Here is a 26,486-nt window from a genome sequence, read left to right on the forward strand (position 1 = left end):
GATGCCGCGGCCGGAGTGCTCACGCGCCGGGCAGTCCTTGAAGTCTAGGGCACTGCGCATGCCCCTCCCGGCTTACCGCCCGGGCGTTCGAATCGGCGTCACGCGCACGTGCCGTTGGCCTGGAGGGCCGGGTCGCCGAGCATCTGTCCGTCGACGTCGAAGTCGGCGATGAGCTCATCGCCGTCGACCTTCAGGGAGGTGAGCGTCAGTCCGGCGGGGATGTACTGCGCGATGCACACCGTCCAGTCCCGCAGCACGGCATCCGCGATTCCCCCGAACTGCTTGCGCAGCCCGGCCGCAGTGATCTCGCCGTTCGCGAGCTCGAGCGTGGAAGGCGTGAGGACGATGTCGCCCTCCGATGCCGAGGGCGTGAGGGCGACCGTGACCGGGATGCCGATTCCGAGCAGCCGCAGCTCGGTGGACATCACCAGGTCAGGCTCGTCGAGCTCCACCGTGTCCACCGGGAAGTCCTCGACTCCCTCGAGCATGGTCTGGAGCTGGTCGGCGTCGAGGCGCACCGAGGCGGTCGCGGCCTCCGCTCCCGCATCCCCCCGGGTCGCGATGCCCTGCGCGGTGACGGTCACATCGCCGGTGAGGGAGCCCACCGTGACGTCCTCCGAGGAAATGGTCACGTCATCGAGCTCGCCGACGATGAGCTGCGGGAGGACGGGACCTGCCACGTCGATGTCGATCGGGTGATCAGCCGGCAGCTCGAGATTGGTGATGATCTGATCGCGGATGCTGCGCTCGACCATTCCGCGCGCGACCCACTCTGCGGCGAACCATGCCAGGACGGCCAGCCCCACCACGATCACGATCGAGATGATCCACGGCCACGCACTGCGCCGACGACGCACCGGCGGCGCCGTGGTCCACTCCGGCAGAGGCTGGGTGGGCTGAGTGTCGCCGGCGGTCATGTCGTCACATCCGTTCAGGCGCCTGGACGCCCAGCAGGTCCAGGCCGTTGCGAAGCACCTGGCCGGTCGCATCGTTCAGCCAGAGCCGGGTGCGGTGGACGGTTTCGATGGGGTCATCGCCCTGCGGGATGACCCGGCAGTTGTCGTACCAGCGGTGATAGAGCCCCGCCAGCTCTTCGAGGTACCGCGCCACACGGTGGGGCTCCCGCAGCTCGGCGGCGAATCCCACGATGCGCGGGAACTCCTGCAGAGCGCCGAGGAGCGCGGACTCGGTCTCGTGGTCGAGCAGCTCGGGCGCGAACTCGGAGCGGTCGACGCCGGATCCTTCCGCGTTGCGGGCGACGTTGTGCGTGCGGGCGTGGGCGTACTGCACGTAGAAGACGGGGTTGTCGTTGGTGCGCTTGCGCAGGAGTTCGGGATCGAGGGTCAGGGGCGAATCGGCGGGGTACCGGCCGAGCGAGTAGCGCAGCGCATCGGTGCCGAGCCATTCACGCAGATCGTCCATCTCGATGATGTTGCCTGCGCGCTTGGAGAGCCGGGCCCCGTTGATCGACACGAGCTGGCCGATCAGCACCTCGATGTCCTTCTCGGGGTCATCGCCCGCCGCCCCGGCGAGGGCCTTGAGGCGGTGGACGTAGCCGTGGTGGTCGGCGCCGAGCAGGTAGATCTTGTGTGCGAAGCCGCGATCGCCCTTGTTGAGGTAGTAGGCGGCGTCGGCGGCGAAGTAGGTGTACTCCCCGTTGGAGCGACGGATGACGCGATCCTTGTCGTCTCCGAAATCGGTCGTGCGCACCCAGACCGCGCCTTCCTGGTCGAACACGTGGCCTTGCGCGCGAAGCCGGTCCACGGCTTCATCGACCAGGCTCGGCTGGCCGTCCGAACCCTCGGCGTGGAGCATGCGCTCCGAGAACCAGACATCGAAGTGCACGTTGAAGCGCTCCAGCGATGACTGCAGCTCGGCAAGCTGGAAATCGTAGGCGAGATCACGCGCGGTGATCACCTGCTCCTCGCCTGAGAGCTCGAGGAGGTCGGCGCGCTTGGCGAGCACGCGGCGGGCGAGCTCTTCGATGTACGAGCCCGCATAGCCGTCCTCGGGCCCCGCCTCGCCCTTCGCGGCGGCCAGCACGGAGCGCCCGAAGCGCTCCATCTGGGCACCGGCGTCGTTGATGTAGAACTCGCGGGCGACCGTCGCACCGCTGGCGAGCAGCAGCCGCGCGATCGAATCGCCGAGCGCCGCCCAGCGGGTGTGGCCGATGTGGAGCGGGCCGGTCGGGTTGGCGCTCACGAACTCGACGTTGATCGTGTTGCCACGCTGGCTCTCGTTCGAGCCGAACGCGGCGCCGGCCTCGACGACGGTCTTGGCGAGCGCGCCGGCGGCCGCGGCATCCAGCCGGATGTTGATGAAACCGGGTCCTGCGACCTCGACGTTCGCGATGCCGTCGACCTCGCCCAGCCGTGCTGCGATCTCGCCGGCGAACTCGCGGGGGTTGGCGCCGACCGCCTTCGCCAGCTTGAGCGCTGCATTGGAGGCCCAATCGCCGTGATCGCGGTTCTTCGGACGGTCGAGCGGCAGATCCGCGGCCGTCAGCCCTTCGCTCGACCCCTCACGTCGCGCCTCCGCGAGAGGGACGATGACGGCGAGGAGGGCGGCGGAGAGGGCATCGGGATTCATAGCCCGTCAAGTCTACGGGCGACGCCTCGCGGTTCCCTGATCAGCCGGGGCCGGCTGCCTACCGTCAGGACAGCTGGACGAGGGTGGTGAAATCGTCGGCAGCGGGATCGGACGCCTCTTCCCACAGCGGCTGACCGGCATCCCCGTCCAGGCTCTCGTGCGAGGCGTCATCCGGAACGACCCACGCGTCGACGCGCATGCGGGCGAGGGCGACGTGTCCGCCGTGGTAGCTGAGGAACGCGCAGTCCGAGGCATCCCGGCCTGTCGCGATGCGCACGAGCGAGCGGCGGTTCGCCAGTCGCGTGGCGTCGATCACATACCAGGCGCCGTCGTAGTAGGCCTCGGCGACCGCGTGGAAGTCCATCGGGCGAAGGCCCGGCGCGAAGCATGCGGCGTAGCGGGCGGGCATGTCCATCGCCCGCAGCAGGGCGATGACGACGTGGGCGTAGTCGCGGCAGACTCCCTGGCCCGTCATGAGCGTGGTGACGGCGCTGTCGGTGCCCTGGCTGAGCCCCGGCGTGTAGGTGGTGCTCGTCGCGACGAAATCGCTGACCGCGGCGATGAGCTCGTAGCCGTGCAGGCCGCGGAACTGGCGGCGCGCCTGCGAGAAGACCTCGTCGGACTGGCAGTAGCGGCTGGGCCGGAGGTAGGTGATGGCCTCGAGGTCGCTCGTGCGGCTTGCCGACATCTGGCCCTCGACGGTGGCCTCGTAGCGGATCTCGAGTCGCCCGGCCTCGCCCGTGAGGCGGTGCAGACGGCTGCCGGACTGGTCGACGATCTCGGTCGGAGTGTAGACGCGCTCGCCCTGCGTGAACGTCAATTCCTCGCTCACCACCGGCACCTGCTGAGCCGCCGTGATCTGGAAGATGAGGTCGACGGACGACCCCAGATCGAGGTCCAGTTCAGCGGTCACAACTCGTTGCACCGAAGTATCCTCGCATGCCGGATCGGGTGCTCCCTTCGCGCCGGCCGAATGCCAGCCGAGCACTCGCCGTGACGAGGTTGTGAGTCCTGTGGTGAGCGCCCTTGTGAGACCCGGTGTCGGCCGTCGGGGAACGCCGGATCGGCTGGTTTCGCGCCGATGCGGAGATTCGTCGAACGTGCCGTACACTCGCCCGCGTGTACCCGCTCGGACGCCCCCGCGCGCGGCGACCCGGGCGGCTTCTGATCGGCTCCCTCGCTGTCGTCGCGCTGGTCTGCGGCATCGCGGTGTGGAGGGCGTGGGCCGACCCTGCGGAGCGCGTGGCTCCGGTCGCGCGCGAGCAGGCGGCCGCGGTGTCGATGGCACCTCTGACATTGCCGGACGATCCGAAGGTCCTGATCTTCGGCGACTCGTGGACCTACGGATCCGCCGCGACCATCCCCACGCTGGGTTACGCGTACGTCCTCGGCGAGAGCGAGGGCTGGGACACCGTCGTCAACGGCGTGCGCGGAAGCGGATATCTGAAGCCCGGCATCGACGGCGGCAGCTACGGCGAGCGCATTGCGCAGCTCGACCCTGCGCTCGACCCCGACCTGGTGATCGTCGAGGGATCCATCAACGATCGGCGACTGTACCCCACGGGATACCGGGATGCCGTCACCTCCGCCTGGGATGACCTCGCCGGCCTCTACCCCGACGCGGCGTTCGTCATCATGGGTCCCGCGCCGCAGGTCCTGCCGGTGGAGAAGGCGACGGCTCGCATCGACGCCGACCTCGCGGAGCTCGCCACAGCCCGCGGCTGGTGGTACGTCTCCCCCGTCACCGATGGCTGGATCACGCAGGCCAACTACGCCTCGGTCATCGACTCCTCCGAGATCGGGCGCGACCACCCGTCCACGACCGGACACGCCTACCTCGCGGAGCGGCTGGCGGAGGCGCTCGACGCGATGACCGGCGCGAACATCGTCACCGCCGACGCCGGCTGACCGTACGGGGCCCCACCGCCGGCAGACCCCATCCCGGCCTGCCGCGGAAACACTGAAGGCCGCTCCTTGCGGAACGGCCTTCAGACCCTGTGCCCCCGACTGGAATCGAACCAGCGACCTTTGGTACCGGAAACCAACGCTCTATCCCCTGAGCTACGGAGGCGTACCGATCGAGGGTATCACCGCCGCGGGGGCGAGCTTCGCGCGTCAGCCCTTCGTGGCGCCTGCCAGCAGTCCCCGAACGAAGAAGCGCTGGAGTGCGAAGAACACGATGAGCGGCATGAGGATCGTCAGGAATGTACCGGCGGCCTGCAGATACCACAGGTTTCCCCACGTGCCCGAGAGTCCGGCGAGGGACTGCGTCATCGGCAGCGATGACGAGGGCGCGAATATTGTGGCCACCAGGAGGTCGTTCCACACCCAGATGAACTCCAGCACCGCGAAGGACGCGAGCGCCGGAGTGGCGAGCGGCAGGACGATCCGGAAGAACATCTGCCCGTGACCTGCGCCGTCGACCCGTGCTGCTTCGATGACCTCACTCGGGATCTCCGAGATGAAGTTGTGCAGGAGGAACACGGCGAKGGGCAGTGCGAAGATCGTATGCGCGATCCAGATGGTTGCGAAGCTGTGGTCGACGTCGCGCATCTCCAGTCCCGGGAAGATCGACACGCCGTTGATCGTGAGGCCTCTCGAGAAGAGGCTCAGCAGCGGGATCAGCGCCATCTGAATCGGCACGATCTGCAGGGCGAAGACCGCGATGAACGCGATGTTCCTGCCCTTGAAGTCGATCCAGGCGAACGCGTAGGCGATCATCGATGCGACAGCCAGGGCGAAGAAGACCACGGGGATAGTGATCGCCAGCGAATTGAGGAACGACTCGCCGAGCGACAGAGCCGTGCCGCCCGAGGTCAGCGCCAGCGCATAGTTCTCGAGTGTGAAGTCCGGGTTCACGAAGACCGTCCACCATCCCGAGGTCTGCGTGTCAGCGGCAGGACGGAACGACGTGACAAGCAGCCCGAAGGTGGGAATCGTCCAGAAGAACGCCAGGATGATGGCCGCGATGGTCGCTCCCCTGGAGGACAGCCTCTTGCGGGCCATCTCCTCATGCTTGCGGGTGTCCCGCGCGACCTGCCGAGCCGAGCGCCCGTCGGGGACCGGCTCGATCACTGCTGTTGAGGTGGTCATCGGATCTCCCTCTGCTTCCGGATCTGGATCACGTTGAACACGATGAGCGGGATGACGAGGATGAACAGGAGGACGGCGAGCGCCGCCGCATGTCCGTAGCTCTGGAACCGCTGCTGCTGGTTGACCATCTCGAAGGCGAGCACTGTCGTGTCTGACCGGCCACCGGTCATGACGGCCACCACGTCGTAGATCTTCAGCGCGCCGATGGCGATCGTGGTGACGACGACGACGATGGAGGGCCGGATGCCCGGAAGCGTCACGTTCGTGAACTTCTGCCAGGCATTGGTGCCATCGAGTTCTGCCGCCTCCATCTGCTCGACGGGCACGGCTTTGATGGCTGCGGAAAGAATGACCATCGCGAGACCGGTCTGGCTCCAGATGAACACCACCATGATGAAGAAGGTGTTCATCAGCGGCGTCCAGGCGAGCCACGACACCGGCTCGCCGCCGAGGGCCACGACGATCGCATTGAAGATGCCGATCTGCTGGCCCTGACGGTAGTCGTACTGCAGCTCCCAGATGATGCCCGCTCCCACGAAGGAGATGGCGAAGGTCATGAAGATCAGGATCTTCAGCACCTTCTCGCCCCGCGCCTTGTCGATGAACACGGCCGCAGCCAGACCGAGGATCGTCGCGACCGTGGGGACGAACAGCACCCAGATGATCGTGTTGATGATCGACCAGAAGCCCTCGGGATTGGTGAAGGCCCAGACGTAATTGTCCCAGCCGACAAAGGTGTCACCGCTCTTGTCGAAGAACGACTGGACGAACGTCGAGATCGCCGGGTAGACGAGGCCCACTAGCAGCAGGATGGTGGCGGGCGCCGTGAAGAGGACGAGCTGGAACAGGTAGCCCGCGCCGCTCGCGGCTCGGTAATCGGCGTAGAAGAGCACTCCGCCGAGAATGATCGCGATCGCCAGGACGTAGAAGACCGCGTTCTCATAGGGCCGAAGCAGCATGAACGCGATGACTGGGATAGCGAAGCATGCGATCAGCCGAAGCCAGAAGTAGCCGCGGCCGGACCGGGGTGCGAACTCGATCAGCACGAGCAGGATCGCCACCACAGCACCGAAGACGAGCAGCACGATCGGGATCTGCACGATCGGCCCCAGACTGCCGAGGGTCTGGAAGAAGCTGTTGAGCGAGATGCCGATCGATGTCGGCCGCGCGCCCTCCACGGGTGGCCGAGTCACCATGAAGATGAAGAGCGCCACGATGAGGATGAGTGCGACGGCGACGACGATGGATGTCGTCCGGCGCCTTCGCGCGAAGTACTCCTCGCGCGCTGCCGCGTCCTTCTCATCGGCGACGGGGACCGCCCTTGGCTTCTGCACCTTCGTCGTGTCAGTCATGGGAACCTTCCGATTCTTCGTCGACCGCTGGATCGATCCCGCCCCGATCAGGCGGTGGGAGGAGGTCCGTCAGCGGAGTCGCGCGGGCTGCGCGCGACTCCGCCGACGGAATTCGACCTAGTTCTCGTATCCGGCCTGGATGTCGCTCAGGACCTCATCGGTGGCCTTGCCGTCGATCCAGTCGACCATTCCGCGCCAGAACGAACCCGAGCCCACCACAGCGGGCATGAGGTCGGAAGCGTCGAAGCGGATCGAGACGGTGTCGTCCTGCACGAGCTTCATCGCGTCCTGGAGGAACACGCTGGATGCCTTGGCCGGGTCGGCGCCCTTGTTGGCGGAGATGACGCCGCCGAGTGCCACGCGGGCGTTCGCGAAGTCGGGGCTCGACATGTACTCGAGAACCTTCTGCGTCGCAGCGTCGTCGGAGAACCCGGCGACGTACTCGCCGCCGACTTCGATGGCCTTGGACGCGCTCTCCGTGAAGGCCGGGAGGACGAAGGCGTAGACATCGCCGTCAGGCGCGACCGTCGGTGCCTGGCCGTCCGCGTTCTCGACGTCGAGGAAGTTCGACGACAGGAACGACGCCTGGTGTGTCATGGCGCAGGTGCCGTTCGCGACGGGAGCGGCCATGTTGGCGAAGGCCGTCGAGTTGATGCTCGAGATGTCACCGAATCCGGCGTTCACGTAGTCCGGATTCTGGAGGATCTCGCCGACGTGGTCGAACGCCTCCTTGATCGGAGCATCGGTGAACTTGACCTCGTTCGCGACCCACTGGTCGTACACGTCAGGTCCGGAGTTGCGGAGGACGAGGTCTTCCACCCAGTCGGTGCCCGGCCACCCGGACGCCGTGCCCGACTCGAAGCCCGCGCACCACGGCGGCTCGCCCGTCGCCTGGCGGATCGTGTCGGTGAGCGTGATCAGCTCATCCCACGTCGTCGGAATCTCGACGCCCCACTCGGCGAACGACTTGGGCGAGTACCAGACGTAGCCCTTGACGTTGGCGAGCATGGGAGCGGCGTAGAAGGTGTCATCGATGGTGCCGTAGGTCTTCCAGTCCTTCGACCAGTACTCGTCGACATTCGACGAGACGGCGTCGGGGCCCGGCTTGACCTCTCCGGTCTCGACGAGAGCCTTCAGGAGTCCGGGCTGAGGCACGATCGCGATGTCGGGTGCGTCGCCGCCGGCCACCTTCGTGACGATGTTGCCCTCGAAGCCCTTGTCGCCCGTGTAGACGACCTTGATGCCGGTGTCCTCGGTGAGCTGGTCGAAGGACTGCTGAAGCAGGTCCGCCTCGCTGCCCGTGATGCCTCCCGAGATGCTGACGGTCTCGCCGTCCACCGAGCCGTCGTCGGTCGAGCTGGTGTCGCCGCCTTCGGCGCATCCGGCCAGAACGACGCTGGCGATCGCGGCGAGGCTGAGACCCGTCGCGACCCTCCGACGCATTGAGCGCCTTGAATTCATTTCTGCCTCCTCGATAAACGACTCGGGCCTCGCCCGACCGTTGCAGGTGATCGTCAGGAACCGTTTCCAGGGCCACGCTAGGGTATGCCCGCGCGGCCCACAATCGGCATGGGGTCACAACTCGATAAACACTGGAAATCAGTGTGGCACTGACCCGACCTGTCGCGCCATGATGGCCGGAACCGGTTCCAGTACTCGCCTGCAGTGAATCGTCGGATGCCGTCCGCCGAAGGCCCACGCCGAACGCCCGACGCGGAATGCGACCGCCGATCGCCGAACGTCGAAGGAGCGTGAACATGGCAGGAATCGCCGATGTCGCACGCACCGCGGGGGTGTCGAAGGCGACAGCGAGCCGTGCGCTGACGGGAACCGGCTATGTGTCGCACAAGACGCGGGACCGGGTGCTCGATGCCGCGGCATCCCTCRGCTACGTGCCCTCGACCGMCGCCGTGAGCCTGGCCACCGGCAAGTCGAAGAACATCGGCGTCGTCATGCCCTACGTCAGCCGCTGGTTCTTCGCGGAGGTGCTCGAAGGAATCCAGGACGCTCTCCTGCGTCACGGGTACGACCTCACTCTCTACGACGCACGGCCGGGAACCGAGGGCCGCGCGCGCGTGTTCGACGAGTTCCTCGCCCGCAAGAGGTTCGACGGGCTCATCGCCGTGGGACTGGAGCCGAGCGACCACGAACTCGAGCGGCTGGTGGCGATGGGTCGCCCCCTGGTGAGCGTGGTCGGCGAGTGGGGCACCACCAACGTCGTCGCGATCGACGATCTCCACGCGGCGCGTAGGGCGACCCAGCACCTGCTCGACCTGCAGCACACGAGCATCGCCTTTCTGGGCGGCGGAGGCGAGCATGGGGCGTATGTGGACGCCATGCGGGTACGGGGGTATGCGGCGACGATGGCGGATGCGGGCCTTCCGTCCAACCATGTTCCCTCCCCCGTGACCATCCCCGGCGGGTATGCCGCCGCCGTCGACGTCCTCGGCGATCCCCGCCGGCGGCCCACGGCGATCGTGGGGACGTGCGACGAGGTCGCGATCGGCGCGATCATCGCTGCTCGTCGCCTGGGGCTGCCCGTGCCCAGCATGCTGAGCGTCGTCGGGATCGACAACCACGAGTACGCGGAGATGTTCTCACTCACGACGCTCGAGCAGTCCCCGCGCGAGCAGGGAGCGCACGCCGTCGACATGCTGCTGAAGCGCGTGCTCGACCCGGCCGAACCACCTGGCGAGCGGCGCCTCGAGGCGACACTCATCGTCCGCAACTCGACAGCGCCGCCGTCCGGCACGCCCTCTGCGGCCGTCGGTGGGGCCGGTCCCCTCGCCGGGTGATCCTCAGGTCCAGCGGGCTCCGGCATCCCGGAAGGTGCGGCCGTCCCACGCGACGCGCTCGACGTCCCCGGCGGCAGAAACACGAATGCCCCGGGCGTGAGCCCGGGGCATTCGACAGCGAGATGCTGAGATTACTTGAGGGTAACCGTAGCGCCAGCCTCCTGGAGGGCTGCCTGAGCCTTCTCGGCGGCTTCCTTGGTCGCGCCCTCGAGCACGGCCTTGGGGGCACCGTCGACGACGGCCTTGGCCTCGCCGAGGCCGAGCGAGGTGAGCTCGCGGACGACCTTGATGACCTGGATCTTCTTCTCGCCGGCGGCCTCGAGGATGACGTCGAACGCCGTCTGCTCCTCGACCTCTTCGGCGGCAGCGGCGCCGGCGGCGGCCGGACCGGCAACCGCGACGGGCGCGGCGGCGGTGACGTCGAAGGTCTCCTCGAAGGCCTTGACGAACTCGCTGAGCTCGATGAGCGTGAGCTCCTTGAACGCCTCGAGAAGCTCCTCAGTGCTGAGCTTTGCCATGATTTTCTCCTTGTGTTTCGATACGGCCGCTAGGCGGCCTACTCATTGACCGGTTTGTCACCGGGCCTGACGTCAGGCCGCGGACTCCTGCTTCTCACGCAGCGCGTCGACCGTGCGAACGGCCTTCGACAGCGGAGCGTTGAAGAGATATGCCGCCTTGGTCAGCGAGGCCTTCATCGCGCCGGCGAGCTTCGCCAGCAGGACTTCACGGCTCTCGAGGTCGGCGAGCTTGTTGACCTCATCCGCGGTCAGGGGGTTTCCGTCGAAGAAACCGCCCTTGATCACGAGAAGAGGGTGTGCCTTGGCGAAGGCACGAAGACCCTTCGCGACGGCGACCGGGTCACCGTGCACGAACGCGATGGCAGACGGACCCTTGAGGTCGTCGTCCAGCGACGTGATCCCCGCGTTGTTCGCGGCGATCTTGGTCAGCGTGTTCTTCACCACGGCGTATTCCGCGTCCTGACGAATGCTGTTGCGCAGCTCCTTGAGCTGGGCAACCGTCAGACCGCGGTACTCGGTCAGCAGAACGGCGGTCGAGTCCTCGAAGTTCTTCGTGAGCTCGGCGACCGATGCTTCCTTCTGCGCCATGGCCACTCCTTGATCGCCTCGCGGGACGGACCCGCGAGGTGGGTGTACGAGACGCTCCGCAGTGGCGGGGCGTCGGCCGAGGCATCCGGTCTGCCAGACAATGAAAAAAGCTCCGGCGCAAGCGCACGGAGCTGGTTCCCGATTGGGAGTTCGTTCGTACACCTGCGCGGGCCCCTGCATTGCAGAGCTTCAATCCTGTGCACTTGCGCGCACACGATGACCAGCGGTCTTCGGCTTGCGTCAAGGTTACCCGATCCCTCGCCCCCGCCCAAATCGCGGCGTTGACTCATCGAAGTCGCCCGCATAGTGCTGCTCGTTGACTCATCTCGATGCGCCCGCGTCGCTCCACCGCTGGACAGATCTCGACGCGACGGGACTCGTTTGATCATCTCGGCACACCGGCAGACCTCCTCGACTCCTGCCGATCGCCCGTGCTCTCGCCGGCAGCCCCCGCAATGCGCCTGCATAGCGGGGGCGCTCGGTGATCGCACGGGCGATCAACGAGGTGCGAGGGAAGTTCACGTCTCGGAACCCGGCTCTCCGCACGGTCGCAGACGCCGGAGGCCGCGCCATGGCGTCATCTGGCTTAGCCCGCCACCCCTACTGCACGGGTGAGCGCCTACGGGCACCGGGATGACCGAGCGCCCGGCCGATTGGCACCCGCGACCGAGCCGCAGCGCTCAACGACCAGGGATGGAGATGCCGAAGGCAGCGAGCCGGGACGCCAGCGCCTCGGCGGATCCAATGTGCGCATCTTCGACACGCACGAACCGTCGCTGTGTGACCCCGCGAATCCAGTCCTCCCTGCGCTTCTCAGCGAGGAGCACATCGTCGAGGGAGCGGCCTGAGCGAAGCGACTCTGCCAGGTACTTGCCGTGTCCATCGAACTCGAGGAATGTCGCGACCTCTTCGAGGTCCAGATCGACGCGGTACACCGACCGGTTCGGCCCCGCCACCGGAACCTGGAGTTCGAACTGCGTGAAGCCGAGCCGGGCGAGCTGCAATCGGGTGACGCTCTCGCCCGGCAGTTCAGCGCGGCCATCGGCGAACCGGATCGCATCCGCCGCCTGCCGGATTCCCCGGGCACCAGGGAAGCGCCCGACGCGTTCAAGCATCTGCGACCGCCAAGCCTCCGCCAGGTTGAAGTCGTATCCATCCTCCGACCAGGCGACTTGTCGCAGTGCCGCATCGGCGAACGTGAGAGCCGCCTCGTAACTGAGGGTGCGGGCGGCGTCGAAGGTCGTCCGCTCGAGCGATGTGCACGGGATCCCGCCGCGCTCGGCCGTGTCCTCGTCAGGGAGCTCCTCGCGGTGCCGTATGAGACCCACACGACTCGAGGACCTACCCCCTGTGGGAAGTGTGACATGCACACGCTCCGGCACATGGCGATACAGCGGGATGCCGTGGAGCACGCCAGACGACTCGTAAGAAGCCACGGCGCCGCCCCCGCGCATCTCGGCGTGCGCCGCGACCACCTGAATCAGGTGTCGCGACTCTGGCCAGAGGTCACGCCACACCCTCTCGCGCACATACCGGTTCTGCTGCAGCCGAATGATCTCGCCCGCGCGGACCGCACTCTCGATGTCTCGCTGTCGCCAGCCGCGTGTCATGAGTTCCCCACGCGTTCGCACCGCGTCGCGCGCCTCGTCGGGAGACACGTGTCGCGGCATCCCCACAGCATCCAGGCACCCGCCCAGCACGATGAGCCCGCCCGCCCAGCCCGTGCAATCTCCCGCTGGCCAAGCCGTTGTGCAGGAGCGGCCAGGTGTGCGCCCGCATAGCAGCCGGGAACACTCGGTAGACATCCATAGCCCGAGCTCTCACCGAGAGCCCCCGTCGCGCGCGCGAATGGCGTGTCCAGTCGGCGATCGCACGGGCGATGGACGGCCGGGAACCATTTCCCACCCCAGCCGCAGGAGAAGTCCTCTCGGCGGTGTGGAACCCTCGGGTGTCGCGGCGGCGGACGTCGGGGACGCGGCGTACGGTGGAACGCGTGACACCTGAGCTCGCCGCACGCATCGTCGCGGACTCCCGCGATCGGGTCGCGTGGGTGCGGGCGAGGTCCCGCGGGATCACGGCGACGGACGTCGCCGCACTGACGTCGGCGAACGCGATCCCCCGTGCGGCCGACGCCAAGCTCATGGGCTCGGGCTTCTCCGGCAATGCGTACACCGACCACGGACGCCAGCGCGAGCCCGAGATCGCCCGATGGGTGGCCGCGACCCACGGCATCCAGCCGTCGTCGGCCCTGTTCCACGCGGTCGTCGAGAAGCGCCACCTCGCCACCCCTGACGGGATCGGCGTCGACCGCGACGGCCGCGTGAGTCTCGCCGAGATCAAGACCACCAACAAGGCGTGGCGCAGCATCCCGCGTTCCTATCTTCGCCAGGTGTGGTGGCAGCAGCACGTGCTGGGCGCCGAGCGGACGCTCGTCGCGTGGGAGCAGCACAGCGAGTTCGTGCCCATCGCCGATGAGCCCCGGTGCGCCTGGGTCGAGCGCGACGAAGCCGAGATCGCCAAGCTCGTCCGTCTGGCGACCGCACTCATCGATGAGCTGCATCGCCGGCACCTGGCCGTCCGGGCGACGGATGGCGAGCGGATGCCTCAGCCTGCGCCTCCGCGCCAGCCCTTCCGCGCGCTCGCCCTCGCCGACTGAGCTGCGCCGCGGCGCGAGCTCGGGCGGCACCCACTGCGACGCGGGCCTGACTGAACTCCACCGGCGACGCGAGCCCGACGCCACGGAAGGCAAGCGGACGACCGCCGTACGGTCCGACCGCCCTGCGCTCGAGGAGCCTAGTGCTCGAGGAGCCGCGCGAGACTGGCGAGGTCGCGCTCCAGGCTGAACTGGACGTCGTCGCCCATCCTGAGCGCCCATTCCGCCTCTCGCGGGCCCTCTAGTCGCGCGGACAGCTCGACCAGCGCACCCCCGGGGGCGGCGGAGGCGTCGTGGTGGACGGTCAGCTCGACGCCGTCGAGTTCCGTCGTGTCGGCATAGACGAACCCTGGCCCGATGGCAGTGACCCGGAACGGCGCCTCTTCGCCGCCCACAGCCTTCGATACGCCGCGTGCACCGAGGCCGAACGGCTCGGACAGCCGGAAGTACTCCATGCTCGGCGCCCAGTCGGGATGAGTCTCGATCGCGCACCACCGCTCGAAGAACGCCGACGCCTGCGCCGTCGACAGCCGACTCGTTCGTGCGATTTCGATCACCTCGCCGAGACTAGCGGCCACCCCCGACAGCTCCTGCGGGAATAGTTGACACGACTCAACGATTGTGTCTATAGTTGACTCTTCTCAACTGTTGATTGATGTCAACCATCTTCGCGCCAACGTCGTCGCGCATCCTTTCCGAACTCGATCCGAAGGATCCGCATGTCCTCTGCCTCTCCTCACGCGCCCGCCGCGCTCGACGGCGCCCCGCGCCCCGCGCGCGAAGTGCTCCCCGCACTGTCGGGCCTCCTGCTCGGCATGTTCGTGTCGATGCTCGCGTCGACCGTCGTCTCGACGTCGCTGCCGGTCATCGTGCACGACCTCGAGGGCAACCAGACCGCCTTCACGTGGGTCGTCACCGCGACGCTGCTGACGACCGCGATCTCCACACCCATCTGGGGCAAGCTCGCCGACCTCTTCAACCGCAAGCTCCTGATCCAGATCGCGATCGCGATCTTCGTACTCGCCACCGCCGCGGCCGGGTTCTCGCAGGACACCACCACGCTCATCGCGTTCCGCGCGGTGCAGGGCATCGGCGCCGGGGGCCTGGCAGCGCTCAGCCAGGTGATCATGGCCGACATCATCAGCCCGCGCGAGCGCGGCAAGTACATGGGGCTCTTCGGCGCGGTCATGGCCGTCGCCACCGTCGGCGGCCCGCTCCTCGGCGGCGTCATCACGGACACTCTCGGCTGGCGCTGGAACTTCTTCGTCGCCCTCCCCTTCGCCGTCCTGGCCCTGATCATCCTGCAGCGCACGCTGCATCTGCCTGCCAGGCCCAAGAAGAAGGCGCGAATCGACTATGTCGGAATCGTGCTGCTGTCGGTCGCCGTCTCGCTTCTGCTGATCTGGGTCACCCTCGCGGGCGACTCGTTCGAGTGGGCGAGCATCGAGACGGTCCTCATGGTCGGCGGGTCGCTCATCGCGACGGCGCTGTTCATCGTGGTGGAGCTGCGCTCCAAGGAGCCGCTCATCCCGCTCGGCCTGTTCCGCAACCGCACCTTCACGCTCTCGGTCATCGCATCGATCGCGACCGGCATCGCGATGTTCGGCGCATCGGTCTTCCTCAGCCAGTACATGCAGCTCGCACGCGGCGCCACGCCCACCGAGGCGGGGCTCATGACGATCCCGATGATCGCAGGGCTCCTGCTGTCGTCCGTCGGCGTCGGCGCGCTCATCACGCGATTCGGGCAGTGGAAGCCGTATCTCATCACCGGCTCGGTGCTTCTCATCGCGGGCTCGTACCTGCTCTCGACGATCCACTACGACACCAACTTCGCGCTCGTGTCGCTCTACATGTTCCTGCTCGGCGCCGGCGTGGGCATGACGATGCAGAACCTCGTGCTGGTGGTTCAGAACACCTCCAAGCCGACCGAGATCGGTGTCGCCAGCTCGGGCGTCACGTTCTTCCGCAGCCTCGGCGGCACGATCGGCGTCTCGCTCATGGGCGCCGCCCTCGCGACGAGTGTCACCAACCTGCTGGCTGATGCCAAGGACGAGCTGATGGCGGCCATCATCGCCCTCGGCGCCAAAGGCGCGGAGATCGCCGACCAGCTGCAGACGGGCACGCTCCCCCAGGTCTCGACGATGCCCGAGTCCGTCCGCGTGATCTTCGAGGACATCTACGCGCAGGGCATCTCGCAGTCGTTCCTCATCGCGGTGCCGTTCGCCATCATCAGCCTCATCGCGGTGATCTTCCTCCCGAACAAGCCACTGACCCGCATGACGACGAGCGAGCGGATCCAGGCGAGCGAAGCGGACTTCGCGACCGTCTCGGTCGCTGAGGGCATGGATGTCCTGACGGCTACGGCCACCATGCGCACCGTGGATGCGGAAGGCGACCGTCAGGGAACGACGGATGCCTCAGCCGGGGCGTCTTCGCAGCGCTGATGTCCGCAGACATGTCTGAACTCGAGTCCTCGGAGGCTCGCACCGATGCGGTGCGGGCCCTCGAGGCCGAGTTCGGCGAGCTCATCACCGGATTCCGGCGGGTGCTCGCAGTGAACGCCGACCGCGTGAGCCCGGGCATGCTCCCCGGCGCATACAAGGTCTTCACGACGATCGTGCGTCAGGAGACGACCACGATCTCGGCCCTCGCCGAGACCCTGCTCGCCGACAAGGGCCAGCTCAGCCGAACGGTGCGAGAGCTCGAGGCACTCGGCCTGGTGAGCCGCGCGCCGGATCCCGCTGACGGCCGCTCCGTGCTCCTCTCCCCTACGCCAGAGGGACTCGAGCGTCTGGCCGCTGCACGGCATCCCCGCGAGGGCGGCCTCATCGATGCTCTCGACCTCTGGTCGGTCGACGACATCGTGCGGCTCACCGAGCTTCTGCACGCCCTCTCGCGCGGTACCACGCCCTGATCGACGCCGCGGGCGATGCAGCATCCTGCATGCTTCTCGGCCCGGTAGCAACCCGGTAACACGGTGGAGACATTCACAGAGTTGACTGTCCCCACCAGACGGCACCAGTGCTGCCAACGTCGACACGCACAGGGAAGGAGCGCCAGATGCGAATCCGGCCGCTACGTCCGAGCTCGATCCACAACGACGAGCCCATCGCGATGCCCGACCCGCCTGAGGTCATGCGGGCGGCGGTCTTCGATGCTCCCGGACCCGCGGCCACGCTGCACGAGGCGTCCCTCCCTGTACCGGAGCCCGTGCTGAGCGAAGTGCTCGTGCGCGTCGTGGCCGCCGGCATCAACCCCATCGACGCCAAAACCCGCTCGGGGTCCGGCGTGTCGGCGGCGATCGGCTCGTACCCCGCGGTGCTCGGCTACGACTTCAGCGGTGTCGTCGTGCGTTCGCCGTACGAATCGCACGCCTTCCCGCCGGGCACCGAGGTCTTCGGGATGCTGCCCTTCCCCCGCACCCAGGGCTCCTACGCCGAGTACGCCGTCGTGCCCACGCTCTCGCTCGCCCGCAAGCCGTCGTCGCTCTCGCACGTCGAAGCGGCCGGCGTCCCCTTGGCGGCGCTCACCGCGTGGGGGCTCGTGGTCGAGACGGCCCACGCGCACGAGGGCCAGCGGATCCTCATCCACGCCGGCAGCGGCGGGGTCGGGCACTTCGCGGTGCAGCTCGCCGCGTACTTCGGCGCGCGCGTGACGGCCACCGGCTCCACCCGCAACACCTCCTGGCTTCGCGAGCTCGGCGCCTCGACCGTCATCGACCACTCTTCGAGCCGCTTCGAGGATGTCGTCTCCGAGGTCGACGTCGTCATCGACCTGGTGGGCAACGCACACGACGCGACCGGCACCCGCTCGCTGACGATCATCCGCCCCGGCGGCCTCTACGTGCTCGTCCCGACGGGATCCTTCCCCGGCTATGCCGAAGCCGCCGGCGCCGCGGGAGTGCGTGCCACCGGCTACAAGGTCATCCCGGACGGCACTGCGCTCGCGACCGTCGGCCGACTGCTCGACTCCGGAGCGGTCCAGGTCTATATCGACAGTGTCTTCGACCTCGCCGACGCCGCCAAGGCGCATGAAGAGCTCGAGAAGGGCCACACGCGCGGAAAGATCGTTCTGCGCGTGAGCGACAACTAGGCAGGTCGGCGGCGCCCGCCCCTGCGGGCTGCCATCAGCCTTGCCCCGCGAGCACCCGTCGTCCCTCGGTGACGATCTCGTCGGCGATCGCGTCGAGCAGCGGGGAGCGCAGGTTCCACTGCTGCCAGAAGAGCGGCACGTCGATCGCTGTGCCGCCGAGCCGCACGAGCCGCCCGTCGCTCAGCTCGGCGCGCGACTGGAAGTCCGGCAGCATTCCCCAACCGAATCCGAGCTTCACCGCGGTCGCGAAGTCGTGGGAGGCGGGAACGAAGTGTCGGGGCGGGGTGTCAGCGGCCACCTCCCATTCGGCGAGCCAGCGGGTCTGCAGGTCGTCGCGGCGATCGAAGTCGACCAGCGGTGCGCGCTCCAGCACGTCGCGTGACACTCCGTCCGGCATCCAGCGAGCGAGGTGGCCGGGAGTGGCGACCGCCTCGTAGCGCATGATTCCGAGCGGGCTGACTCGGCATCCGGCGACGGGCGCCGCCCGGGAGGTCACCGCCCCCATCACCGTGCCCGACTCCAGGAGTCCCGCGGTGAAATCCTGGTCGTCCCGATGCAGTTCGAAGACGACCGGATGCCGCAGTCCGAGCCGCGCGAGGGGCTCCAGGAACCACGTGGCCAGCGAGTCCGCGTTCACCGCGAGCGCCACCGAGACGATGGCGCCCTCCTCGTCCTCGGCTCCGAGCTGGGCCAGCGCGTCGTGCTCGAGGAGTGCGACCTGGCGAGCGAGGCGGACGACGGCCGCACCCGCTTCCGTCGCGCGCACCGGCTTCGAGCGGACCAGCACCACCTGGCCGAGCTGCTCCTCGAGTGCCTTGATGCGCTGGCTGACCGCGGAGGGAGTGACGTGAAGCCGACGGGCTGCGGCCTCCAGCGTTCCCTCGTCCAGGATGGCCGCCAGCGTCTCGGCGAGCTCGATCGGGATCCGCATGAAGCCACACTAACGCTGGTGAAGAAACATGAGCTGTACTGATCTTCCGTCCCCACGTACGGTCGATACCGTGATCTCCCCCGTACTCGCCGGAATCGGCCTCGGCCTCTCGCTGATCGTCGCGATCGGAGCGCAGAATCTGTTCGTCCTGCGACAGGGCATCCGGCGCGAGCATGTCTTCGCAGTCGCCGCGATCTGCGCGGTCTCGGATGCCGTGCTGATCGCACTCGGCGTCTCGGGCGTGGGACTCGTGCTCGCGGCTGTCCCCTGGCTCATCGACGTCGTTCGGTGGGCGGGTGCGGCGTTCCTCCTCGCGTACGGAGTGCTGGCAGCGCGCCGGGCCTGGCGCCCGAGCGGCCAGGCTCTCGCGATCGCCGAGACGGAGGATGCGGTATCCGTCCCGCTCGCAGACGCCCCGACCGGCGCGCCGACCACCACCGCCACCGCGCGGGGAACCCGGCTGGCCCCCGTCGTCCTGACATGCCTGGCGCTGACCTGGCTCAACCCGCACGTGTACCTCGACACGGTGTTCCTGCTCGGCTCCGTCGCCAACACCCACGGCGACGACCGGTGGCTCTTCGCCGCAGGGGCGATGATCGCGAGCATCGCCTGGTTCTTCGGGCTGGCGTACGGCGCCCGTTTCCTCGGCCGGTGGCTGTCGACGCCGCGGGCGTGGCGGATCCTCGACGGCATCATCGCTGTGGTGATGATCGCGCTCGGAGTGAGCCTCGTCGCGATGCCCTGAGCCGGCTACCCGTCGATCTGCGCCTTGCGCGAAGCCACGAGTCGGCGCACCATGTCATCCGGCAGGGGCCGGTCGGGCTGGAAACGGATCGTTCCCTTGGCGACGTCTGATGCGGGAAGCTCCTCCGCCACGGCGGAGACGGCGGCCGGGCTGAAGGGATAGACGCCGATGTGCTTCTTGGCCCGCATGACCGAGATGAGGGGCTTGCCGCGGTAGACCAGTGCCGGCATCCCGTACCCTCTGCCCTGCTCCGCCTCGGGGACCAGTTCCCGCGCAAGGTCGTACACATGCGCGATGGCGTCCTGGTCTGGCTGGTCGAGCTCGGTCAGGTAGTCGTCGACGGATCCCATGGCGGCATCCTGGCATCTCCCCGCGACACCGGCCAGGGCGAACGTGCACGATGGAGGCATGAAACGACTGCACGTGGTGGTCTCGGGCGATGTCCAGGGCGTCGGCTACCGGTACACGATGCTGATCGTCGCGCGTGAGGCCGGCGTCTCAGGCTGGGTGCGCAACCGTCGCGACGGCACGGTCGAGGCCGAGGTCGAGGGGACGCACGAGCAGCTGGACGAGATCCTCGCCTGGATGGCCGAAGGACCGCCCGGGTCGCGCGTGGAGAGTGCGAGCGTCACCGACATGACGCCTCAGTCGGACCGGGGGTTCGAGGTGCTGCCGACGGCGTGACCTGTCATCAGCGCGGAACGCCGGCACGCAGCTCGGCGAACACGTCCGCGGCCGACTCGTGAACAGCCAGCGCCGATGCCTGCCCTGCCCACAGCGAGAGAAGGTCGGCATCGCCGGTGCGCGCAGCCGCGGCACGGAAGACCCCGGTCAGCCAGTTCTGCGCGGGGAACGGTGCGATCATCCCCGCGGTCTCGATCTCTCGAAGGGCTCGATTCGGGATGCCGCGGGCCAGCCGGCCACTCATCGCACGCGTCAGGACGGTGTCGGTGTCACCCGCCCCGGCGATCGCACGACGGTGACCGTCGGTTGCCGCCGATTCCCGCGTGCGGAGGAAGGCGGTGCCGACCTGCACGCCGGCGGCACCGAGCGCGAAGGCGGCGGCGACACCCCGGCGATCGGCCACCCCGCCCGCCGCGATGACCGGGACCCCGACCGCGTCGACGACCTGCGGAACAAGGGCGAAGGTGCCGACGAGCGAATCCTCCGGCCGCCGCAGGAATGACACGCGGTGCCCAGCCGCCTCGGCACCGGTGGCGACGATCACGTCGGCCCCCGCCTCGTCGAGCAGGCGCGCCTCGGCCACGCTCGTGGCCGTCCCGATGATCCGGATACCTCGCGCCCGCGCCGCGGCGACGAGCCACGGCTGCGGAACACCGAACACGACGGACAGCGCGGCAGGGGCCGCGTCGAGGATGGCGGCGAGCTGGTCGCGGATGTCGGGCAGGAAGGCCGTCGGCGCAGAGGGCGGCACGACTCCGGCGGCGTCGAACAGAGGCCGCAGGGCCGAGGTGAATGGAGCCAGGTCGAGTTCGGATGGCGTCGCCTCGTCGCCCGTCGGCAGCCACACGTTCACGGCGAACGGCCGGCCGGTGGCCGCGCGAAGCTGGTCGATCGTGTCGTGGGTGCGCTCGGGCGAATAGCCGTAGAGCCCGTACGACCCGAGTCCGCCGAGCTCGCTCACCCTCGCCGTCAGCTCGACGGACGACAGTCCGCCGAACGGACCGAGGACGATCGGCTCGTCGATGCCGAGAAGCTCCTCCAGCGCGCGTGCCATGCGCCGACGATACCGCCGGGTAAGACGCTGCGGGTCAGTCCAGCGGCCGCAGGATCCGATCCAGGAAGCGGCGGGTGCGCTCCTCCTTCGGTGCGGTGAACAGCTCTCCGGGCGTGCCGCGCTCAGCGACCACCCCTCCGTCGAGGAAGAGCACCTCGTCGGCGGCATCTCGCGCGAAGCCGATCTCATGCGTGACGACGACCATCGTCCAGCCCTCGTCGGCCAGCTCCTTCACGACCTTGAGCACGTCGCCGACGAGTTCCGGGTCGAGTGCGCTGGTGGGCTCGTCGAAGAGGAGCAGGTCGGGCTTGAGTGCGAGAGCGCGAACGATGCCGACGCGCTGCTGCTGACCGCCGGAGAGCTGGAAGGGGTAGGTGTCGCGCTTGCTCGAGAGCCCGACACGGTCGAGGAGGGCTTCGGCGTTCGCGACCGCCTCGGCCTTCGGCACCTTCTGCACCCGCACCGGTCCCTCGATGACGTTCTGCAGCACCGTCATGTGCGGAAAGAGATTGTGGTGCTGGAACACCATGGCCGAGCGGTCGCGCAGCGCGAGTCGGTCCGCCGGCACGGGCGGCGCCGAGAAGTCGATCACGGGACCGCCATCGGCCGTTAGGATGCCGGCATCCGGGGTTTCGAGCCCGTTCAGCGAGCGGAGCACCGTCGTCTTGCCCGAGCCGCTGGGTCCGATGAGCACGACCACCTCGCCGCGACGGAGTTCGAAGTCCACGCCCTTCAGCACCTCGTGGTCGCCGAAGCGCTTGCGAAGGCCCTCGATCCTCAGCAGCGGCCGATCATCGGCGGCCGTGGGCGGCGCGAGAGGATCGTCAATGGGCGACATAGCGATCCAGTCTCTTCTCGATGCGGCCCTGACCGGCCGAGAGCACGAGGCAGAAGAGCCAGTAGATCAGGCCCGCCTCGATGTAGATGAGCAGGAACTCGAGACTGAACGCCGCGATCTCCTGCGCCTTGCGGAACAGCTCGCTGACGAGGATCAGCGAGGCGAGCGAGGTGTCCTTGACGAGCGAGATGAACGTGTTGGACAGCGGCGGAACCGATACGCGGGCCGCCTGGGGCAGGATGATGCGCCCGAGCGCGGTGCGCCGCGGCATCCCGATCGTGTAGGCGGCCTCCCACTGCCCCTGCGGCACCGAGAGCACGGCCGCACGGATGATCTCCGCCGCGTAGCCGCCCACGTTGAGCGAGAACGCGAGGATCGCGCACGGCCACGGATTCCACACGATGCCCAGCGACGGCAGCCCGTAGAAGATGACGAACAGCTGCACCAGCAGAGGCGTCCCGCGGATCACCGAGACGTAGAAGCGCGCGATGCCCGACAGCACGGGGTTGCCGGAGATCCGCATGAGGGCGATCCCCAACGCGATCAGCATGCCGAGCGCGAAGGAGATCACCGCCAGCGGAATGGTGCCTGTGAGGCCTGCCAGCGTGATCGGCCAGAACGAGTCGCGGAAGAGCTGCCAGAGCGCCCCCGCCGAGTCGGCCTGGGCGGACTGCAGGATCGTGTCGAAGGACACCGGCCAGGAGGTCATCGGCAACAAGTATGCCGTGAGGTCACTGCGAGACGTCGACGCCGAAGTACTTCTCGCTGATCTCGGCGATCGCGCCCTCTTCACGCAGCTCGTCGAGGGCCTTGTCGATCGCGTCGACGAGAGCCGTCTTGTCCTTGCCGAGCGCGAAGGCGTTCAGCGCCGGGTCGTCGGTCTCGGCGGCGATCTTGAGCCCGGTCGGGCCGTTCGTCGTCTCGTAGTCGAGGTAGGTGAGGTTGTCGTTGATCGTCGCGTCCACGCGACCCTGCTCGAGCAGTGCGACGGCCTGCGCCCAGCCTTCGACGGCCTCGACGTTGGCGCCGCTCTCCTGAGCCAGGGTGTACCAGTTGCTGGTGAGCGACTGCGCGGTGGTCTTGCCGGCCAGGTCGTCGAAGCTCGAGATCGAGTCGTCGTCCTCCTTCACGACGATGACCCCGGGAGAGACCGTGTACGGCTCGCTGAAGAGGTACTTCGCCTCGCGCTCGTCGTTGATCGACACCTGGTTGGCGATCAGGTCGAAGCGGCCCGCGTCGAGACCGGCGAAGATCGCGTCCCACTGGGTCTCTTCGAACTTCACGTCGAGGCCCAGCTTGTCGGCGACCGCCTCGATGATCTCGACGTCGTACCCGACGAGGTCGCCCGACCCGTCCTCGTGGTACGTGAACGGGCGGTAGGTGCCTTCCGTGGCAACCGTGAGCGTGCCGGGCGTGACCAGCCCGTACTCGTCTGCGGGGGCGCTCGAGCTCGTCGTGGCCGCTCCGCCGCTGCAGGCGGTGAGGACGGCTGCGGAAGCTGCGGCGAGGGCAGTGAGGGTGAGGATGCGACGGCGGGACATGTGATGCTCCTGGATGCTGTTTCGGGTGCTGCTGCGGCTGCTGTGGCGCGCGAGCGAAGTCTCCACGCTAATCGGGGATCTGCCGTGTTCCCTCATCGCGTTACGAAGTGCGACGCCCGAGTTCGCGTGGTCATGCAGAAAGGGCCCCGCCTCACGGCGGAGCCCCTCCTGATGATCCGTGGATCAGAAGATGTTCACGTCCAGCGGGATGCCGGGGCCGAACGTGGTCGACACGGCACCCTTCTGGATATAGCGGCCCTTGGAGCTCGACGGCTTCAGACGCACGATCTCTTCGAGCGCGGCGTTGAAGTTCTCGTTGAGCTGGTCGGCCGAGAACGAGGCCTTGCCGACGACGAAGTGCACGTTGGCGTGCTTGTCGACGCGGAACTCGATCTTTCCGCCCTTGATCTCCTCGACGGCCTTCGCCGCGTTGGGGGTCACGGTGCCGGTCTTCGGGTTGGGCATGAGGCCGCGGGGGCCGAGCACCTTTCCGAGACGGCCGACCTGGCCCATGAGCTCGGGCGTCGAGACGGCCGCGTCGAACGCGGTCCAGCCTGCGGCGACCTTCTCGATGAGCTCGGCGCCACCGACCTCGTCGGCGCCTGCGGCGATCGCGGCCTCAGCGGCCGGACCCGTCGCGAAGACGATAACGCGGGCGGTCTTGCCGGTGCCGTGGGGCAGGATGACCGTGCCGCGGACCATCTGGTCCGCCTTGCGCGGGTCGACGGCGAGCTTGAGCGCGACCTCGACGGTCGAGTCGAACTTCGCCGAACCGGTCTCCTTCGCCAGGGCGACGGCCTCGGTGGGCGTGTAGAACTTGTCAGCCGCGATCTTCGCGGCGGCGGCCTGGTAGGCCTTGGACTTGGTAGCCATTGTCTCTATCTCCCTCAGTCCTCGACCGTGATGCCCATGGAACGGGCGGTGCCGGCGATGATCTTCGAGGCAGCCTCGATGTCATTCGCGTTCAGGTCGGGCTGCTTCGTCTCGGCGATCTCGCGCACCTGCGCCTTGGTCAGCTTCGCGACCTTGACCGTGTGCGGCGTCTTGGAGCCCTTCTGAACGCCCGCAGCCTTCTTGATCAGCTCAGCGGCCGGCGGGGTCTTCAGGATGAAGGTGAAGCTGCGGTCCTCGTAGACGGTGATCTCCACGGGGATGACGTTGCCGCGCTGTGCCTCGGTGGCAGCGTTGTACGCCTTGCAGAACTCCATGATGTTCACACCGTGCTGACCCAGCGCGGGCCCGATCGGCGGTGCGGGGTTGGCTGCGCCGGCCTTGATCTGGAGCTTGATCAGGCCGGTCACCCTCTTCTTAGGTGCCATTGTTCTTTCCTTTCATTCGAGCGGATGCTGTCGCACCCGTTCTCCCGCGCGCCCGGCATCTCCGGACCGCGGTTCCCCCGGGGACGAGCCCCGGGAAGTCTTAAAGTTTCGTGACCTGGTCGAAGCTGAGCTCGACCGGGGTCTCGCGCTCGAAGAGCGAGACGAGGACCGTGAGCTTGCCGCTCTCGGGCTTGATCTCGCTGATCGTGCCGGGAAGACCCGCGAACGAGCCCTCCTTGATCGTGATCGTCTCGCCGACCTCGAAGTCGATCTCGGCGGGGAGGACGCGCGAGGCTGCCGTCTGGCCCTTCTTGGCCGCTCCGGCCTTGGCGGGAACGGTCTCCTTGATCTCGACGAGGCTCTTCAGCATGTTGAACGCCTCTTCGAAGCGAAGCGGGGTCGGGTTGTGGGCGTTGCCCACGAAGCCGGTGACACCGGGCGTGTGGCGCACGACCGACCAGGTGTCTTCGGTGAGCTCCATGCGGACGAGCACGTAGCCGGGGATCCGGACGCGCGTGACCATCTTGCGCTGCCCGTTCTTGATCTCGACGACGTCCTCCATGGGGACCTCGATCTGGTAGATCTCCTCTTCGACCTCGAGCGTCGACTTGCGCTGCTCGATGTTGGCCTTCACCTTGCGCTCGAAGCCGGCGTACGAGTGGATCACATACCACTTGCCCGGAAGCGCGCGGAGCTCGGCGCGGAACGCCTCGTAGGGATCCTCGTCCTCGTCCTCGCCGACGAATCCGTCCTCGAAGACGGGCTCGTCGGGGTCGCCGTTGACATCGGGACCGTCGTAGGGCTCGACGTCGTCGGCCTCGGCTGCGGCCCGCTCGGCCACCTCTTCGGCGATGGAGTCGTTGAGCACCTCGGCGGCGGCCTCCGTCTCGGCCGCTTCGTCCAGGTTCAGTGCGTCGTTCACGATGGCATCCGCTTCGGGGTCGTCGATGTCGATGTCTTCCACGTCGGAGAGGTCCTCTTCGTCGGCGTCGTCCACGACGTGCAGCGCGAGGTGCTCGGCCGCCTCGACCGAGTGCTCTTCGGCAGCCAGCACGTTGCCCTCTTGGGCCTCGTCGTCCTCAGAGGACTGCTCTGCTGCGGTCGCCCAGTCGGCGTCGTCCACATATCTTTCAGACACTTCGTTCACTTCCGTTTCGTGGGTCCGGCGTCCGCCGGCACCCGCGTCGCGACACAGGTGGGTGCTACACGCCCGCTGGGACGCCGAAGACGATGGTCGTCAGCCAGACGAACAGCAGGTCGAGCCCGTAGACGAGCGCCATCATCACGACGACGAAGCCCAGCACGACACCCGTGAACTTCACGAGCTCCTGGCGCGTCGGAGTGACGACCTTGCGGAGCTCCGCGAAGACCTGACGGATGAAGAGCGCAATGCGCGCGAAGAAGCCCAGCTTCTTCTCGCGAGGTGCTGCGACGTCGCTCTTGGCGACAACCTCGCCCTTCGGCTCGTCTTGAACCATCGAACCCACCTGACTACCTTCCGTGTGCCAGCTTCCGCTGACGCGCAGGGCGGACAGGAATCGAACCTGCAACCTGCGGTTTTGGAGACCGCTGCTCTGCCAATTGAGCTACCGCCCTAGAGACCCTGAGGCCTCGGGATGCCCGCGTTCGTCTGCCGTGTCCTGTCTTCAGAGGCTTTGCCCGGAACCCGGGCACGGCAAAAGATTGCAGACTTC

The 26,486-nt window shown here is 67.7% G+C and carries 28 protein-coding genes and 2 tRNA genes; 8 read left to right on the forward strand and 22 right to left on the reverse strand.

Annotation, left to right across the window (positions count from 1 at the left end; all coding sequences use genetic code 11):
- Nucleotides 1–98: 98 nt before the first annotated feature.
- The 3 genes from AC1DP3_RS08900 to AC1DP3_RS08910 form a co-directional block, all read right to left on the reverse strand.
- A complete protein-coding gene (locus tag AC1DP3_RS08900; RefSeq protein ID WP_477292797.1) occupies nt 99–917 on the reverse strand; it encodes an LmeA family phospholipid-binding protein in 819 nt (272 codons plus the stop codon).
- A gap of 4 nt (nt 918–921) precedes the next feature.
- The gene (argS, locus tag AC1DP3_RS08905; protein ID WP_477292798.1) at nt 922–2,589 is read right to left on the reverse strand and encodes an arginine--tRNA ligase; all 1,668 of its coding nucleotides are present in this window, start codon (nt 2,587–2,589) and stop codon (nt 922–924) included.
- A gap of 64 nt (nt 2,590–2,653) precedes the next feature.
- Nucleotides 2,654–3,514: a transglutaminase-like domain-containing protein gene (locus tag AC1DP3_RS08910; RefSeq protein ID WP_477292799.1), complete on the reverse strand. Its 861-nt coding sequence runs from the start codon at nt 3,512–3,514 to the stop codon at nt 2,654–2,656.
- A gap of 194 nt (nt 3,515–3,708) precedes the next feature.
- Here AC1DP3_RS08910 and AC1DP3_RS08915 point away from each other — a divergent pair, with 194 nt between their 5' ends.
- On the forward strand, nt 3,709–4,497 hold the full coding sequence (locus AC1DP3_RS08915) for an SGNH/GDSL hydrolase family protein (RefSeq protein ID WP_477292800.1): 789 nt from the start codon (nt 3,709–3,711) through the stop codon (nt 4,495–4,497).
- 90 nt (nt 4,498–4,587) lie between these two features.
- Here AC1DP3_RS08915 and AC1DP3_RS08920 read toward each other — a convergent pair.
- The 4 genes from AC1DP3_RS08920 to AC1DP3_RS08935 form a co-directional block, all read right to left on the reverse strand.
- Nucleotides 4,588–4,660: transfer RNA gene (locus AC1DP3_RS08920), tRNA-Arg, on the reverse strand.
- Nucleotides 4,661–4,704: 44 nt separating this feature from the next.
- Complete coding sequence (locus AC1DP3_RS08925) at nt 4,705–5,682, reverse strand: carbohydrate ABC transporter permease (protein WP_477292801.1); 978 nt, start codon at nt 5,680–5,682, stop codon at nt 4,705–4,707.
- Entirely contained in the window at nt 5,679–7,034 is a 1,356-nt protein-coding gene (locus tag AC1DP3_RS08930; RefSeq protein WP_477292802.1) for a carbohydrate ABC transporter permease, read from the reverse strand. Before AC1DP3_RS08930 ends, AC1DP3_RS08925 begins: the two co-directional genes overlap by 4 nt.
- Before the next feature lie 117 nt (nt 7,035–7,151).
- Complete coding sequence (locus tag AC1DP3_RS08935) at nt 7,152–8,477, reverse strand: ABC transporter substrate-binding protein (RefSeq protein ID WP_477292803.1); 1,326 nt, start codon at nt 8,475–8,477, stop codon at nt 7,152–7,154.
- 314 nt (nt 8,478–8,791) lie between these two features.
- Here AC1DP3_RS08935 and AC1DP3_RS08940 point away from each other — a divergent pair, with 314 nt between their 5' ends.
- A complete protein-coding gene (locus AC1DP3_RS08940) occupies nt 8,792–9,829 on the forward strand; it encodes a LacI family DNA-binding transcriptional regulator (RefSeq protein ID WP_477292804.1) in 1,038 nt (345 codons plus the stop codon).
- Between the two features lie 131 nt (nt 9,830–9,960).
- On the opposite strand, the gene rplL is transcribed toward AC1DP3_RS08940, so the two are convergent.
- The 3 genes from rplL to AC1DP3_RS08955 all read right to left on the reverse strand — a co-directional run bounded on the left by rplL (nt 9,961) and on the right by AC1DP3_RS08955 (nt 12,545).
- Nucleotides 9,961–10,347: a 50S ribosomal protein L7/L12 gene (rplL, locus tag AC1DP3_RS08945; RefSeq protein ID WP_477292805.1), complete on the reverse strand. Its 387-nt coding sequence runs from the start codon at nt 10,345–10,347 to the stop codon at nt 9,961–9,963.
- Nucleotides 10,348–10,419: 72 nt separating this feature from the next.
- Nucleotides 10,420–10,935, reverse strand: a complete 516-nt coding sequence (gene rplJ, locus AC1DP3_RS08950; protein ID WP_477292806.1) for a 50S ribosomal protein L10 — start codon at nt 10,933–10,935, stop codon at nt 10,420–10,422.
- A 680-nt stretch (nt 10,936–11,615) separates the two neighbouring features.
- Nucleotides 11,616–12,545, reverse strand: a complete 930-nt coding sequence (locus AC1DP3_RS08955; protein ID WP_477292807.1) for a hypothetical protein — start codon at nt 12,543–12,545, stop codon at nt 11,616–11,618.
- 383 nt (nt 12,546–12,928) lie between these two features.
- On the opposite strand from AC1DP3_RS08955, the gene AC1DP3_RS08960 reads away from it, so the two are divergent.
- Nucleotides 12,929–13,591 carry a YqaJ viral recombinase family protein gene (locus AC1DP3_RS08960; protein ID WP_477292808.1) on the forward strand — a complete coding sequence of 221 codons (663 nt, stop codon included), beginning with the start codon at nt 12,929–12,931 and terminating at the stop codon, nt 13,589–13,591.
- 137 nt (nt 13,592–13,728) lie between these two features.
- Here the strand turns inward: AC1DP3_RS08960 and AC1DP3_RS08965 are convergent, their stop codons facing one another.
- Nucleotides 13,729–14,145: a hypothetical protein gene (locus AC1DP3_RS08965; RefSeq protein ID WP_477292809.1), complete on the reverse strand. Its 417-nt coding sequence runs from the start codon at nt 14,143–14,145 to the stop codon at nt 13,729–13,731.
- A gap of 162 nt (nt 14,146–14,307) precedes the next feature.
- Between AC1DP3_RS08965 and AC1DP3_RS08970 the strand changes: the two genes are divergently transcribed.
- The 3 genes from AC1DP3_RS08970 (at nt 14,308) to AC1DP3_RS08980 (ending at nt 17,680) form a co-directional block, all read left to right on the forward strand.
- Nucleotides 14,308–16,032, forward strand: coding sequence for an MDR family MFS transporter (locus tag AC1DP3_RS08970; protein WP_477292810.1), 1,725 nt, complete (start codon nt 14,308–14,310; stop codon nt 16,030–16,032).
- Between the two features lie 11 nt (nt 16,033–16,043).
- A complete protein-coding gene (locus AC1DP3_RS08975; protein WP_477292811.1) occupies nt 16,044–16,502 on the forward strand; it encodes a MarR family winged helix-turn-helix transcriptional regulator in 459 nt (152 codons plus the stop codon).
- A gap of 146 nt (nt 16,503–16,648) precedes the next feature.
- The gene (locus AC1DP3_RS08980; protein WP_477292812.1) at nt 16,649–17,680 is read left to right on the forward strand and encodes an NADP-dependent oxidoreductase; all 1,032 of its coding nucleotides are present in this window, start codon (nt 16,649–16,651) and stop codon (nt 17,678–17,680) included.
- Between the two features lie 34 nt (nt 17,681–17,714).
- Here AC1DP3_RS08980 and AC1DP3_RS08985 read toward each other — a convergent pair whose 3' ends face one another.
- A complete protein-coding gene (locus AC1DP3_RS08985) occupies nt 17,715–18,611 on the reverse strand; it encodes a LysR family transcriptional regulator ArgP (protein ID WP_477292813.1) in 897 nt (298 codons plus the stop codon).
- A 70-nt stretch (nt 18,612–18,681) separates the two neighbouring features.
- On the opposite strand from AC1DP3_RS08985, the gene AC1DP3_RS08990 reads away from it, so the two are divergent.
- Entirely contained in the window at nt 18,682–19,356 is a 675-nt protein-coding gene (locus tag AC1DP3_RS08990) for a LysE/ArgO family amino acid transporter (protein WP_477292814.1), read from the forward strand.
- 5 nt (nt 19,357–19,361) lie between these two features.
- Here the strand turns inward: AC1DP3_RS08990 and AC1DP3_RS08995 are convergent, their stop codons facing one another.
- The gene (locus AC1DP3_RS08995) at nt 19,362–19,706 is read right to left on the reverse strand and encodes an iron chaperone (protein WP_477292815.1); all 345 of its coding nucleotides are present in this window, start codon (nt 19,704–19,706) and stop codon (nt 19,362–19,364) included.
- A 58-nt stretch (nt 19,707–19,764) separates the two neighbouring features.
- Here AC1DP3_RS08995 and AC1DP3_RS09000 point away from each other — a divergent pair, with 58 nt between their 5' ends.
- Complete coding sequence (locus AC1DP3_RS09000; protein ID WP_477292816.1) at nt 19,765–20,040, forward strand: acylphosphatase; 276 nt, start codon at nt 19,765–19,767, stop codon at nt 20,038–20,040.
- Nucleotides 20,041–20,047: 7 nt separating this feature from the next.
- Here the strand turns inward: AC1DP3_RS09000 and AC1DP3_RS09005 are convergent, their stop codons facing one another.
- From AC1DP3_RS09005 to AC1DP3_RS09045, 9 genes are all read right to left on the reverse strand, one after another.
- Complete coding sequence (locus AC1DP3_RS09005) at nt 20,048–21,094, reverse strand: NAD(P)H-dependent flavin oxidoreductase (RefSeq protein WP_477292817.1); 1,047 nt, start codon at nt 21,092–21,094, stop codon at nt 20,048–20,050.
- 34 nt (nt 21,095–21,128) lie between these two features.
- Nucleotides 21,129–21,932 (reverse strand): amino acid ABC transporter ATP-binding protein, encoded by an 804-nt coding sequence (locus AC1DP3_RS09010; protein WP_477292818.1) that lies wholly within the window; start codon nt 21,930–21,932, stop codon nt 21,129–21,131.
- Nucleotides 21,919–22,641 (reverse strand): amino acid ABC transporter permease, encoded by a 723-nt coding sequence (locus AC1DP3_RS09015; RefSeq protein ID WP_477292819.1) that lies wholly within the window; start codon nt 22,639–22,641, stop codon nt 21,919–21,921. The genes AC1DP3_RS09010 and AC1DP3_RS09015 overlap by 14 nt, the downstream gene beginning before the upstream one ends.
- A 22-nt stretch (nt 22,642–22,663) precedes the next feature.
- On the reverse strand, nt 22,664–23,473 hold the full coding sequence (locus tag AC1DP3_RS09020) for an amino acid ABC transporter substrate-binding protein (RefSeq protein WP_477292820.1): 810 nt from the start codon (nt 23,471–23,473) through the stop codon (nt 22,664–22,666).
- A gap of 183 nt (nt 23,474–23,656) precedes the next feature.
- Entirely contained in the window at nt 23,657–24,346 is a 690-nt protein-coding gene (rplA, locus tag AC1DP3_RS09025) for a 50S ribosomal protein L1 (protein WP_477292821.1), read from the reverse strand.
- Nucleotides 24,347–24,360: 14 nt separating this feature from the next.
- On the reverse strand, nt 24,361–24,792 hold the full coding sequence (gene rplK / locus AC1DP3_RS09030; RefSeq protein ID WP_477292822.1) for a 50S ribosomal protein L11: 432 nt from the start codon (nt 24,790–24,792) through the stop codon (nt 24,361–24,363).
- 100 nt (nt 24,793–24,892) lie between these two features.
- Complete coding sequence (nusG, locus tag AC1DP3_RS09035; RefSeq protein WP_477292823.1) at nt 24,893–25,930, reverse strand: transcription termination/antitermination protein NusG; 1,038 nt, start codon at nt 25,928–25,930, stop codon at nt 24,893–24,895.
- Between the two features lie 64 nt (nt 25,931–25,994).
- A complete protein-coding gene (gene secE, locus AC1DP3_RS09040; protein ID WP_477292824.1) occupies nt 25,995–26,270 on the reverse strand; it encodes a preprotein translocase subunit SecE in 276 nt (91 codons plus the stop codon).
- Between the two features lie 45 nt (nt 26,271–26,315).
- Nucleotides 26,316–26,388 (reverse strand) — tRNA-Trp (locus tag AC1DP3_RS09045).
- Nucleotides 26,389–26,486 lie beyond the last annotated feature (98 nt).

Source organism: Microbacterium sp. P5_B6 (genome assembly GCF_056400345.1).

Excerpts from the sequence above, each read along its gene's own strand:
- AC1DP3_RS09005 (WP_477292817.1), bottom strand. The coding sequence starts at position 21,094 with ATGGCACGCGCGCTGGAGGAGCTTCTCGGCATCGACGAGCCGATCGTC.
- rplJ (WP_477292806.1), bottom strand. The coding sequence starts at position 10,935 with ATGGCGCAGAAGGAAGCATCGGTCGCCGAGCTCACGAAGAACTTCGAG.
- AC1DP3_RS08955 (WP_477292807.1), bottom strand. The coding sequence starts at position 12,545 with ATGACACGCGGCTGGCGACAGCGAGACATCGAGAGTGCGGTCCGCGCG.
- secE (WP_477292824.1), bottom strand. The coding sequence starts at position 26,270 with ATGGTTCAAGACGAGCCGAAGGGCGAGGTTGTCGCCAAGAGCGACGTC.
- AC1DP3_RS08900 (WP_477292797.1), bottom strand. The coding sequence starts at position 917 with ATGACCGCCGGCGACACTCAGCCCACCCAGCCTCTGCCGGAGTGGACC.
- argS (WP_477292798.1), bottom strand. The coding sequence starts at position 2,589 with ATGAATCCCGATGCCCTCTCCGCCGCCCTCCTCGCCGTCATCGTCCCT.
- rplA (WP_477292821.1), bottom strand. The coding sequence starts at position 24,346 with ATGGCTACCAAGTCCAAGGCCTACCAGGCCGCCGCCGCGAAGATCGCG.
- AC1DP3_RS08995 (WP_477292815.1), bottom strand. The coding sequence starts at position 19,706 with ATGGGATCCGTCGACGACTACCTGACCGAGCTCGACCAGCCAGACCAG.
- AC1DP3_RS09010 (WP_477292818.1), bottom strand. The coding sequence starts at position 21,932 with ATGTCGCCCATTGACGATCCTCTCGCGCCGCCCACGGCCGCCGATGAT.
- AC1DP3_RS08980 (WP_477292812.1), top strand. The coding sequence starts at position 16,649 with ATGCGAATCCGGCCGCTACGTCCGAGCTCGATCCACAACGACGAGCCC.
- AC1DP3_RS08935 (WP_477292803.1), bottom strand. The coding sequence starts at position 8,477 with ATGCGTCGGAGGGTCGCGACGGGTCTCAGCCTCGCCGCGATCGCCAGC.
- AC1DP3_RS09000 (WP_477292816.1), top strand. The coding sequence starts at position 19,765 with ATGAAACGACTGCACGTGGTGGTCTCGGGCGATGTCCAGGGCGTCGGC.
- AC1DP3_RS08985 (WP_477292813.1), bottom strand. The coding sequence starts at position 18,611 with ATGCGGATCCCGATCGAGCTCGCCGAGACGCTGGCGGCCATCCTGGAC.
- rplK (WP_477292822.1), bottom strand. The coding sequence starts at position 24,792 with ATGGCACCTAAGAAGAGGGTGACCGGCCTGATCAAGCTCCAGATCAAG.
- AC1DP3_RS08970 (WP_477292810.1), top strand. The coding sequence starts at position 14,308 with ATGTCCTCTGCCTCTCCTCACGCGCCCGCCGCGCTCGACGGCGCCCCG.
- rplL (WP_477292805.1), bottom strand. The coding sequence starts at position 10,347 with ATGGCAAAGCTCAGCACTGAGGAGCTTCTCGAGGCGTTCAAGGAGCTC.
- AC1DP3_RS09020 (WP_477292820.1), bottom strand. The coding sequence starts at position 23,473 with ATGTCCCGCCGTCGCATCCTCACCCTCACTGCCCTCGCCGCAGCTTCC.
- AC1DP3_RS08930 (WP_477292802.1), bottom strand. The coding sequence starts at position 7,034 with ATGACTGACACGACGAAGGTGCAGAAGCCAAGGGCGGTCCCCGTCGCC.
- AC1DP3_RS08975 (WP_477292811.1), top strand. The coding sequence starts at position 16,044 with ATGTCTGAACTCGAGTCCTCGGAGGCTCGCACCGATGCGGTGCGGGCC.
- AC1DP3_RS09015 (WP_477292819.1), bottom strand. The coding sequence starts at position 22,641 with ATGACCTCCTGGCCGGTGTCCTTCGACACGATCCTGCAGTCCGCCCAG.